This window comes from Arthrobacter sp. NPDC056886, assembly GCF_042788715.1.
GTDB lineage: Bacteria > Actinomycetota > Actinomycetes > Actinomycetales > Micrococcaceae > Arthrobacter.
This window is the reverse complement of sequence record NZ_JBHUBT010000001.1, coordinates 640,911-647,048: the sequence shown is the minus strand read 5'-3', so window position 1 is coordinate 647,048 and position 6,138 is coordinate 640,911. Positions and strand designations below refer to the sequence as shown.

The following is a 6,138-nucleotide window of genomic DNA, read 5'->3' as shown; positions in this document are numbered from 1 at the left end:
GGCTCCCACCTCAAGGTGGGAGCCCGCCGTCGTTGGTTTAACCGCTGGTCAGTCCTCGGACTCGATGGCGGTCCTGGCGCCGGGATCGGAATCCTTGAGGAACTTTTCGATCCGCTCCGGCTCCTCGGCCTCGCCGATCGCCGCGGACGCACGGCCCAGCGAGTAGAGCGAGCGCAGGAAGCCGCGGTTGGGCTCGTGCTCCCACGGGATCGGTCCGACGCCGCGCCAGCCGTTGCGGCGCAGCGAATCCAGGCCGCGGTGGTAGCCCACCCGCGAGTACGCGTAGGAATCGATGGTGCGGCCTTCGTTCCAGGCCTCCTCGGCCAGGATGGCCCACAGGAGCGAGGACGTGGGGTGCTTCGCCACGAGGTCCAGGGCTTCCTGGCCGAGCGCGAGGTGCTGGTAGATCTCAGTCTCGGCCGGCAGGAGCGTGGGCTCGGGACCCATCAGGTTCTTGCGGAACTCGTCGGACATGACTAGAAGGTCTTGCCGGTGGAACCGAGCTGCTGGGCGGCCTCGACCACACGGGCGGCCAGGCCGGCCTCTGCGGAGGCGCCCCAGACGCGGGGATCGTAGAGCTTCTTGCTGCCGACCTCGCCGTCGACCTTCAGCACGCCGTCGTAGTTGCGGAACATGTGGTCCACCACCGGGCGGGTGTAGGCGTACTGGGTGTCGGTGTCGATGTTCATCTTGATGACGCCGTAGGAGACGGCGTCCGCGATTTCCTTGTCCGAGGAGCCGGAGCCGCCGTGGAACACGAGGTCGAACGGGTTGGCCTTGCCGATCTTGGCGCCCACCTGCTCCTGAATGTCCTTGAGGATCTCCGGGCGCAGCTTGACGCCGCCCGGCTTGTACACGCCGTGCACGTTGCCGAAGGTCAGCGCCGTGATGTAGCGGCCGTTTTCGCCGGAACCGAGTGCGTCGATCGTGGCCAGCGCGTCCTCGACCGTGGTGTAAAGCTTGTCGTTGATGGCGTTCTCGACGCCGTCTTCCTCGCCGCCGACGGTGCCGATCTCAACTTCGAGGATCATCTTGGCAGCCGCGGTGCGCTCGAGCAGTTCCCGGGCGATCCGCAGGTTTTCCTGCAGGGTCTCCGCGGAGCCGTCCCACATGTGCGAGTTGAAGAAGGGGTTGCGGCCGGCCTTGACCTCGGCCTCGGAAGCGGCGAGCAGCGGGAGAACGAAGCCGTCCAGCTTGTCCTTGGGGCAGTGGTCCGTGTGCAGGGCAATGTTGACGCCGTAGTTCTTGGCCACCTCGCGGGCGAAGGCCGCGAAGCCCAGGGAGCCGGCAACCATGTCCTTGGTGGAGGCACCGGACCAGTAAGCCGCGCCGCCGGTGGAGACCTGGACGATGCCGTCGGACTCAGCCTCGGCGAAGCCGCGCATGGCGGCGTTCAGGGTCTGGGAGGACGTGACGTTGACAGCGGGGAAGGCGAAGCCACCCGTCTTTGCGCGGTCGATCATCTCGGAGTAGATCTCTGGGGTTGCAATGGGCATGCTGACTCCTAAAGTGAATTTCGTCTACGGGCTGGTGATTCTGGAAGGAACCTCGTCGGCTAGGAACCATCCTAGTCATTCCTGCGCCGCGGCAGTGTCTCCGGTCACTGTGCCCGTGTAACACTCGCGCCCCGGCGGTTCCGCCTGCCCCTCACCCGCCCGCGGCCCCGCCCAGAAGGCAGATCGCGGCAGTGTCGGGCGAAAACATTGCCGCGAAGTGTCATCTCGCGCGCCAGCCGCGGCTCTGCAGCGCGGCCCGGACCTTGCTGACCGCTGCGGGATGCTCGCCCGCAAGGTCCAGCCGGGACACCCGCACCTCAAGCCACCCGAAGATCGCTGCAGTGTCCGCCCGCCGGATGTCGCGCAAGTACTGGTCTTGCCCGTTGTGATGTGCGCCCTCGTACTGGAGCGCGATGCGCCACTCGGGGTAGGCGGCATCCGGCCAGAGCACCGGGGCGCCAGCTGCACCCCAGACCACCTCGTTCAGGGCCGGCTCAGGCAGGCCGGCACGGATGAGCGCCAGGCGCAGCCGGGTTTCGGGCGGCGAGTCAGCACCGACACGAATGAGTTCGACGGCGGCCCGGGCTTTCCGCACGCCTCTGTTGCCAGGATGACGCGCCACCATGGCCTGCAGCTCCGCAATGCTGCACAAAGCCTCGCGGGGGACGGGAAACTCCGGACCGTGCCCGCAGACCAGGAAGTCTCCGGCCACCACCAATTCATCCAGGCCCAGCACCGAGGCCAGGTCCAACCACGTCCGGGCCGGCGAGGTGAGTCGAACGCCGTCGAGCTCCACCACCTCGTCGGGAAAGAACGTCACCACGTGCCCCACAACGTTGACCCGGCGGGCCTGCTGAAGCCTCGCCGCCGCGCGAGATGGATGCGCCAGTCCTCCTCAAGACGGCCCGGCAGAGGTGCCGCCCAGAGCCGTGCCGCGGATCCGAGACTGAGGACGGACTCGTCGTCCAGCTCGGTGTAAGCCCGGAGGGCAGCCGCGCCCGAGGACGCGGAGTCCACGGGTACGCGAATCCCGCGGGACACCGTGACGAGGTCTCCAGCTTCGGTGCGGGTGCGGGTGACACCTGCCGTGTCGGCGGCCCGCAGCGAGAAGGAGCCGGTGGTCAGATGGAGGGGAAGCGGTGCCCGACGCATGGCCCATTGTGACCGTTTCCGCCGGGCGCCCGGCGCGTTTTCCACAGGTCGCGGCCGCAGACGCCGTCGAGAAGGCATTTCACGGCAGTGTGAGGCGAAAACACTGCCGTGAAATGCCTTCTCGCGCAGCGTTTGAACACCACCCCTATCCCGGGAGCTGGCCGAACACGTGGCGGCGGATCCAGGCGTGCATCGCTATCGCGGCGGCGGAGGCCGCGTTGATGGACCGGGTGGAGCCAAACTGCTCGATCGACAAGGTGTCCAGCGCCGCGTCGTGGACCTCAGGGGTCAGACCCGGGCCCTCCTGGCCGAAGACCAGTACGCAGTCCTTGGGCAGTTCGTAGGTTTCCAGCGGGACGGAGTCCGGGAAGATGTCGATCCCGATGATAGCCAGCCCCTCCCCCTGCGCCCAGGCCACGAAGTCCTCAACGGTGGGGTGGTGACGGACGTGCTGGTAGCGGTCGGTGACCATGGCCCCGCGGCGGTTCCACCGGCGTCGTCCGATGATGTGCACTTCCTTGGCGAGGAACGCGTTGGCGGTCCGGACCACGGTGCCGATGTTGAGGTCGTGCTGCCAGTTCTCGATCGCGATGTGGAAGTTGTGGCGTTTGGAGTCCAGGTCCGCGACGATCGCCTCGTGCTTCCAGTACCGGTATTTGTCCACCACATTGCGCCGGTCGCCGTCCGCCAACAGGTCCGGGTCCCAGTGCTCGCCCTGTGGAAGGTCGCCGTCCCAGGGGCCGACGCCGACCTCCGCCTTCAGTTCCAGCCCTTCCTCTGCGGCGGGGAGGGACGGGGCAGGGCTTCCGGGCTGTTCAGTCACCCCTCAACATTAGACTGGGACCCAGTAAGCAGCACATCACCACCGGCGGAGGTCCCCATGGCAGAGTCAGACGAAGTACGTTCATCGGCATCCGTGTACCGTAGCGGCCAGGAAATCGAGTGCTGGCTCACGGACATGGACGGCGTGCTGGTCCACGAGAACCAGCCCATCCCGGGCGCAGCGGAGCTGATCCAGCGCTGGGTGGACACCTCCAAGCGGTTCCTCGTGCTCACCAACAACTCCATCTTCACCCCCCGGGACCTCGCGGCCAGGCTGAGTTCCTCCGGACTGGAAATCCCGGAGGAAAACATCTGGACCTCGGCCCTGGCCACTGCCCAGTTCCTCAAGGACCAGGTCCGCGGCTCGGAGTCGGGAAACCGCGCCTACACGATCGGCGAGGCAGGACTCACGACGGCGCTCCACGAGGCAGGCTTCATCCTCACCGACCAGAATCCCGACTTCGTGGTGCTCGGCGAGACCCGCACCTATTCGTTTGAAGCCATCACCATGGCCATCCGCCTGATCCTGGCCGGCGCGCGTTTCATCGCCACCAACCCGGACGCCACCGGGCCCTCGAAGGACGGCCCCATGCCTGCCACCGGCGCCATCGCTGCCCTCATCACCAAGGCCACGGGCCGCGAACCTTACATTGTGGGCAAGCCCAACCCGATGATGTTCCGTTCGGCCATGAACCAGATCGACGCGCATTCGGAAACCACGGCCATGATCGGGGACCGCATGGACACCGACATCATCGCCGGCATGGAAGCGGGCCTGCACACGGTGCTGGTGCTCAGCGGCATCACCCACCGGGACGACATCGCCGCGTACCCGTTCCGGCCGAACCAGATCCTGAACTCCGTGGCGGACCTCAAGAACCAGATCTGAGGAGGACCTCAGAAGGCGGTCATCTTCCCGCCGCCGCCCGGCAGCGGGAAGAGATCGTCCTGAAGCTTGTCGATGACGGGCCGGTAGATGAACGGGCTCCAGCCCGGGCTCGCGTGCTCCGGCCGCGCCCCGTCAGTGCGCAGGTCATCCGAGGCCATATTCGCTTTGAAGGTCAGTGACCAGGTATCCCGGGCGGTCTCGTAGTCCACGGTCTTGTCCCCGGGGTTGCCGATGAAGGCCATCTTTGTTTCGCCGAGCTTCCCGACGAAACGGCTGGGCTCAAAGTGGTAGATGTAGGCGGATTCGGACTGGATGAGCACGCTGGACGGCGCGATCGGGGAGAGCTGTTCCAGGGTCTGGTCCACCACTTGCCCCCAACTGCGCTCGTTCTTGTGCAGCATTCTCTCGCCGAGCTCGTAGCCGCCGCGCAGCACCGTGGGGAAGCGGAAACCGCTTTCGTAGAGCAGCACCACGCCCTCAAACCAGCTCTGGTCCAGCACGTCGTGGCGGCTCGCGGGACTGGAGTCCAGGAGGATGAACGCCACTTCGACGCCGTGCAGCTCACGCAGCCGGGCGGCCACTTGGGTTGCCACCATGCCGCCGAAACTGTGGCCGTAGAAGTAAAGGGTGGTGAGATTGTGGGCGCGGACGTGTTCGATCACCGCAATGACCACCTCGTCGATGTCCAGCCCCTCGTTGGAATACCCGACGGCGGCGAGCCGGCCCCGCTTGTTCAGGGATCCGCGCAGGGCGTTCAGGATCCACAGGGCCTCTTCCCAGCCGGTCTTGTAGCCGGGGAACAGGATCCAGCTGGCGTAGGGGTAATACAGTTCGGCGAAGTCATCGGGCACTTCGAGGATCCGGGTGACACGCCGATCGTCCTGCACGCGCCGCGTGAACAGCATGTCCGCCGCGAGCACTGACGCGGACCCGGCGCCGATCAGGAAAGTTCGGCGGGAAACCCGTTTAAGTTCGACGGCGCGGCGGAGCATGCGGGCCTCGGCAGAACCGGGGCCTCGCGGATGGTTCGGTTCCATCTCGGCCGGCACATCACTACCGTATCCACGCTCTGGCGGGGATGAGAAACCGGACTAATCCGGAAGACGGAAAGGCCGCCGGGAGCGGCGTCGGCGCCGCTGGCCTGCTATGCGGGTTCGGGCTCGCGGCCAACCTCGCGGCGGCTGATCTCGATGCCGATCTCGTCATAGGTCGCCAGCAGTTCCGATCGTGCCATGTCTGCCGGGTCGTCGAGCAGGCCGAACACGGAGTCGCTCGCGGCGAGGAGTTCGTCGTCGGAGAACCGGGTCAGCTGACGGGTGCCCGAGGGATCCACGGAGGCCAGGAGTTCCCCGGACATGTCCAGGGTGGGCAACGCGGCGGAATCGTCGCGGTGCGGGGTCAGCTCCAGGGAGACGCCGCCGGGGGCGGGCATGCCGGCGGTCTCCGGGCCGGCGTTCCCGCCGTCGATCGCGTTGAGGTCGTTGCGCAGGCCGGCCAGCGCCGATGATTCCACGAAGGCGGCCAGGCCGAGGTCGACGCGGATGTGCGAGATGATCCCCATGCGGCGAACCCGCTGGATAACGTGCATCAGGGAGGGGCGGGAGGCTTGCGTGAGGCTCCCCCGGACACTAATCCGGACGACGTCGGAAACGACATCGAGTTTGACGTGGGCTTGCAGCGTTTGGTCCATAGGTACTCCAAAGAAGGTCTCTATGGCCGACGGCTCAACCGCACTCAGCGTATCCGCGGTTGTGTTTGCACACAAGTCATAGGCCGCTG

General features: G+C 66.5%; 8 protein-coding genes. 1 reads left to right on the top strand and 7 read right to left on the bottom strand.

Going from position 1 to position 6,138, the window contains the following annotated elements:
- Positions 1–48: 48 nt before the first annotated feature.
- The 5 genes from ACFRJ8_RS03100 to ACFRJ8_RS03080 all read right to left on the bottom strand — a co-directional run bounded on the left by ACFRJ8_RS03100 (position 49) and on the right by ACFRJ8_RS03080 (position 3,417).
- The gene (locus ACFRJ8_RS03100; protein ID WP_377984659.1) at positions 49–474 is read right to left on the bottom strand and encodes a DUF3151 domain-containing protein; all 426 of its coding nucleotides are present in this window, start codon (positions 472–474) and stop codon (positions 49–51) included.
- A gap of 2 nt (positions 475–476) precedes the next feature.
- Positions 477–1,496 carry a class II fructose-bisphosphate aldolase gene (gene fbaA / locus ACFRJ8_RS03095; RefSeq protein ID WP_377984658.1) on the bottom strand — a complete coding sequence of 340 codons (1,020 nt, stop codon included), beginning with the start codon at positions 1,494–1,496 and terminating at the stop codon, positions 477–479.
- A gap of 220 nt (positions 1,497–1,716) precedes the next feature.
- Positions 1,717–2,316 carry a hypothetical protein gene (locus tag ACFRJ8_RS03090; RefSeq protein ID WP_377984657.1) on the bottom strand — a complete coding sequence of 200 codons (600 nt, stop codon included), beginning with the start codon at positions 2,314–2,316 and terminating at the stop codon, positions 1,717–1,719.
- Positions 2,313–2,648: a hypothetical protein gene (locus ACFRJ8_RS03085; protein WP_377984656.1), complete on the bottom strand. Its 336-nt coding sequence runs from the start codon at positions 2,646–2,648 to the stop codon at positions 2,313–2,315. The genes ACFRJ8_RS03090 and ACFRJ8_RS03085 overlap by 4 nt, the downstream gene beginning before the upstream one ends.
- A 145-nt stretch (positions 2,649–2,793) precedes the next feature.
- A complete protein-coding gene (locus tag ACFRJ8_RS03080) occupies positions 2,794–3,417 on the bottom strand; it encodes a TrmH family RNA methyltransferase (RefSeq protein ID WP_377984693.1) in 624 nt (207 codons plus the stop codon).
- 111 nt (positions 3,418–3,528) lie between these two features.
- Here ACFRJ8_RS03080 and ACFRJ8_RS03075 point away from each other — a divergent pair, with 111 nt between their 5' ends.
- A complete protein-coding gene (locus ACFRJ8_RS03075) occupies positions 3,529–4,359 on the top strand; it encodes an HAD-IIA family hydrolase (RefSeq protein ID WP_028277432.1) in 831 nt (276 codons plus the stop codon).
- An 8-nt stretch (positions 4,360–4,367) separates the two neighbouring features.
- Here ACFRJ8_RS03075 and ACFRJ8_RS03070 read toward each other — a convergent pair whose 3' ends face one another.
- Positions 4,368–5,408: a thioesterase domain-containing protein gene (locus ACFRJ8_RS03070; protein ID WP_377984655.1), complete on the bottom strand. Its 1,041-nt coding sequence runs from the start codon at positions 5,406–5,408 to the stop codon at positions 4,368–4,370.
- A 95-nt stretch (positions 5,409–5,503) separates the two neighbouring features.
- The gene (locus ACFRJ8_RS03065; RefSeq protein ID WP_377984654.1) at positions 5,504–6,049 is read right to left on the bottom strand and encodes a hypothetical protein; all 546 of its coding nucleotides are present in this window, start codon (positions 6,047–6,049) and stop codon (positions 5,504–5,506) included.
- Between the last annotated feature and the right edge of the window lie 89 nt (positions 6,050–6,138).

Bases quoted from the DNA above. Each gene is read 5' to 3' on its own strand.
- ACFRJ8_RS03100 (WP_377984659.1), bottom strand. From the start codon at position 474: ATGTCCGACGAGTTCCGCAAGAACCTGATGGGTCCCGAGCCCACGCTC.
- fbaA (WP_377984658.1), bottom strand. From the start codon at position 1,496: ATGCCCATTGCAACCCCAGAGATCTACTCCGAGATGATCGACCGCGCA.
- ACFRJ8_RS03085 (WP_377984656.1), bottom strand. From the start codon at position 2,648: ATGCGTCGGGCACCGCTTCCCCTCCATCTGACCACCGGCTCCTTCTCG.
- ACFRJ8_RS03075 (WP_028277432.1), top strand. From the start codon at position 3,529: ATGGCAGAGTCAGACGAAGTACGTTCATCGGCATCCGTGTACCGTAGC.
- ACFRJ8_RS03065 (WP_377984654.1), bottom strand. From the start codon at position 6,049: ATGGACCAAACGCTGCAAGCCCACGTCAAACTCGATGTCGTTTCCGAC.